The 509-nt window shown below is 40.9% G+C and carries 1 protein-coding gene; it reads right to left on the reverse strand.

Annotation, left to right across the window (positions count from 1 at the left end):
• The coding region (locus DYY66_RS16395) for a TRM11 family SAM-dependent methyltransferase (RefSeq protein ID WP_394352619.1) at positions 1 to 266 on the reverse strand (266 nt) is incomplete at its 3' end.
• Positions 267 to 509: the final 243 nt, after the last annotated feature.

Raw genomic sequence — 509 nt, forward strand, 5'->3', positions numbered from 1 at the left:
GCAAGATTTTTTTTCGTAATCTTGCACATTATTTTGTCAAAATCAATTCCAATGGAATGTATCCCCATGGACTCAGCCTCCAGTAAAATAGTTCCAGTGCCGCAGAAAGGATCGCAGATGACATCTCCATCCTTTAGTCCGGATAGATTTACCATGCACCTTGCAAGTTTCATGTCAATTTCGTGGGGATGCTTGACCAGTTTCTTTGGATGTAATGGCATAACTTGCATCTCTGCATATCCAAGATAATTCTTAGAGTCTGTCATAATCAAATATACAGTCACTTGAGGATTTGAGAGCGAGACCTTGGAATTCCATCTCTTTGCAAGTATTGCACCTGCTTNGTAATGATCAGGTATACTGTAACTTGAGGATTTGAGAGCGATACCTTGGAATTCCATTTCTTTGCAAGTATTGCACCTGCTTGTCTTTCAAGTGAGGAACCAACACTTTTTGATGAGAGGTTGATTGTCCTGCATACAAACGTCTCAGGACGTGGCATGGTGGTA

Source organism: Candidatus Nitrosotalea sp. FS, assembly GCF_011319475.1.
In the GTDB taxonomy this organism is placed as follows: Archaea; Thermoproteota; Nitrososphaeria; order Nitrososphaerales; family Nitrosopumilaceae; genus Nitrosotalea.